A 2,593-nucleotide genomic window follows, 5' to 3' on the forward strand; every position below is an offset into this window, starting at 1 on the left:
AAATTATAATAATTATTGGTTTTTAATATGTTTTGTAGCTTTACTATATACGGACAATATTAATGTACCAAAGATAGCTACCGATGCAGTTTCCCCAACGCTAATCCCTACCACAGTATACAAATAAGGTATATTGGTAAAATAAGATACCCATATAGATACAATAAAACCATTTAATAATATGGGAGGCAATGCTCCTAGAACCTTATTTGGCATCTTGCTAGTTAAATATGCAGCTACTAAGGTTACTAAACTTCCCCCTATTATATCAATTAAACCAAAGGCTGAGTAAGGTGTGAGTAAAAAGTTTGCTGCTAAACATCCAATAAACAATCCTGGTATCGCTGCCGTTTCTACTAGTGGCAATAGGGTTAATCCTTCTGCTATTCTAAGTTGTATAGGTCCAAAAGCCAGATTCCCCATTGGAATCTGAATCAAAACAAGAACTAAATAAATACCTGCTATCAAGCTAGCTTTTGTCAAATATTTTGTATTCATCTATATACCTCCTCAGCTAAGCTATTTAATTATTCTCTAACTCTATAGCATCTCCTATAATCTTATTTATATCTTGAACTAATTGGGAAAATCTCAATTCAGCATTTAAAAAATCATTAATGGTTGGATTCAACGTTAAAACTTCTTCCAATTTACTAATCTTTTCTAATTCTTCTTGTTCTACTTCTTTTCCTGACATTTGTTCCATCTGTATTTGAAGAACTTTGTTTTTAAAATCTTCTACCATTTTTTTGTTTTTCTCGTCAGAATAAACAGCTTTTCTTTTTCCTACATAGGTCTTGTACTCTTCTGAAGCCCTTATTGCACGTGCTAATTTATGGGCTTGATCATAAACATTATTCATATTATTACCTCCTATAATTTCAATATTATTGGTAATACAATAGGAACTGATATAGTTGAAATTACTCCTGATATAAAAGCTATAATAGAAGTTTGAGAATCAGTAGCCCTAGATATTACAGGTAAGGCAGTGTCCATAGCAGTTGCACCACAAACTGATACACTCTCTATATATCCTATATGCTTTGCAACAACAGGAACTAAAATCAACCCAATGATCTCTCTAATAACATTTGATAAAAATGCAAGGGTACTTAGTTCAGTAGAATAATTAATAAGCATCATAGAGGATAATGAATACCAACCTAATCCAGAACCAATTGCTCCCGCCTCCTTTAAAGGCATATTTAGTATTACACCAGCAAATACTCCCCCCAAAATACCTCCTACTATTATTCCAAAAGGCACAAATAATATTTTTAAACCTAAAGTCTTTATGCTAGATAGAACATTTTTTTGTCTTCCAATATCAATTCCAACAAAAAATAGTAATATACATAAACCAATATCTATAATAATATCAGTATATGAAAAAAACGTTAAAGGCAATAGGTAATGACCTACGCCAACTCCTATTAAAACAGATAGTAGTATTTTAAGGCTCAAGTTTATTTTCTCCTTCCTTTAAAATTATAAACTTAGATATGATTCTAGTAATTATAATGGTAATAATAATTGTAGATATAGAAATTATTCCTGCCTTAAATCCTATGGAAAAAAAGGATCTAATAACTTTTTCATCTAAGCCTATTCTTATTCCCATGATAAATAAAAGAAAAAACAAACTAATATTTTGGATAAAATCAAGCTTATTGCTTAAGCCTATGTTTATTTTATCCTTATATCCTAAATAACCTCCAAGTATTAATACAAATAAATATATTAAAAGACGTGCTCCCATTTCCCACCTCCATTATTTAATTCAATATTATACCATTATGTACCATTACTAAACAAGTAAATACCCTAAAAAAATCCTAGCATATTTGGCAACAATATACTAGGATTAAAATTATTAAACTTCCATAATAATGGGTAAAATCATTGGATTTCTCTTTATTTTTTCATATATAAAACCTCTTAAAGCATCCCTTATACTTGACTTAAGTGTTGCCCAATCAGTTATATTCCTTTTTTCGCATTCAGTTAGTACATTCCTTACTACTTCTCTAGCCTCTTCCATTAAATCTTCTGACTCTCTCACATAAACAAATCCTCTAGAAATAATATCTGGGCCAGCAATTACCCTTCCTTCTTGTTTGCTCATAGTTACAACTACAACAATTAAACCGTCTTCAGATAAATGTTTCCTATCCCTTAAGACTATATTTCCTACATCTCCTATTCCTAAACCATCTACCAAAATATTACCAGATTGAACATATTGATTTATTGCACCGGAATTTTTACTAAACTCAATAACTGAACCATTACTAGCAATAAAAATATTTTCTTTTGGCATACCTAATTCCATTGCCAATTCTCCATGTCTTTTCAAATGTCTATATTCACCATGAACTGGTATAAAAATCTTAGGTTTTAGAAGGGTATGAATTAATTTTAATTCTTCCTGACAAGCGTGTCCTGAAACATGGACATCAGCTAAAGACTCATAAATAACCTTTGTACCAATTTCCATAAGCTTATTTATAACTCTAAAAACAGTTTTTTCATTTCCTGGTATAGGAGAAGCAGAAATAACTACCAAATCTTCTGGTACTAATTCTATCTT

Annotated in this window: 5 protein-coding genes; all 5 read right to left on the reverse strand. The window is 30.5% G+C overall.

Features of this window, described 5'->3' with window-relative positions; genetic code table 11:
• Positions 1-12: 12 nt before the first annotated feature.
• The gene (locus VK998_RS11535; RefSeq protein WP_325228463.1) at positions 13-498 is read right to left on the reverse strand and encodes a QueT transporter family protein; all 486 of its coding nucleotides are present in this window, start codon (positions 496-498) and stop codon (positions 13-15) included.
• Positions 499-523: 25 nt separating this feature from the next.
• Positions 524-862: a YlbF/YmcA family competence regulator gene (locus VK998_RS11540; protein WP_325228466.1), complete on the reverse strand. Its 339-nt coding sequence runs from the start codon at positions 860-862 to the stop codon at positions 524-526.
• Positions 863-873: 11 nt separating this feature from the next.
• Complete coding sequence (locus tag VK998_RS11545) at positions 874-1,467, reverse strand: LysO family transporter (protein ID WP_325228469.1); 594 nt, start codon at positions 1,465-1,467, stop codon at positions 874-876.
• Positions 1,457-1,762, reverse strand: coding sequence for a LysO family transporter (locus VK998_RS11550; RefSeq protein ID WP_325228471.1), 306 nt, complete (start codon positions 1,760-1,762; stop codon positions 1,457-1,459). The genes VK998_RS11545 and VK998_RS11550 overlap by 11 nt, the downstream gene beginning before the upstream one ends.
• 114 nt (positions 1,763-1,876) lie before the next feature.
• Positions 1,877-2,593: ribonuclease J (locus VK998_RS11555; RefSeq protein WP_325228474.1), on the reverse strand; the 717-nt coding region annotated here is incomplete at its 5' end.

This window comes from Schnuerera sp. (assembly GCF_035459645.1).
Classification (GTDB): domain Bacteria; phylum Bacillota; class Clostridia; order Tissierellales; family Tepidimicrobiaceae; genus Schnuerera.

Excerpts from the sequence above, each read along its gene's own strand:
- VK998_RS11535 (WP_325228463.1), bottom strand. The coding sequence starts at position 498 with ATGAATACAAAATATTTGACAAAAGCTAGCTTGATAGCAGGTATTTAT.
- VK998_RS11550 (WP_325228471.1), bottom strand. The coding sequence starts at position 1,762 with ATGGGAGCACGTCTTTTAATATATTTATTTGTATTAATACTTGGAGGT.
- VK998_RS11540 (WP_325228466.1), bottom strand. The coding sequence starts at position 862 with ATGAATAATGTTTATGATCAAGCCCATAAATTAGCACGTGCAATAAGG.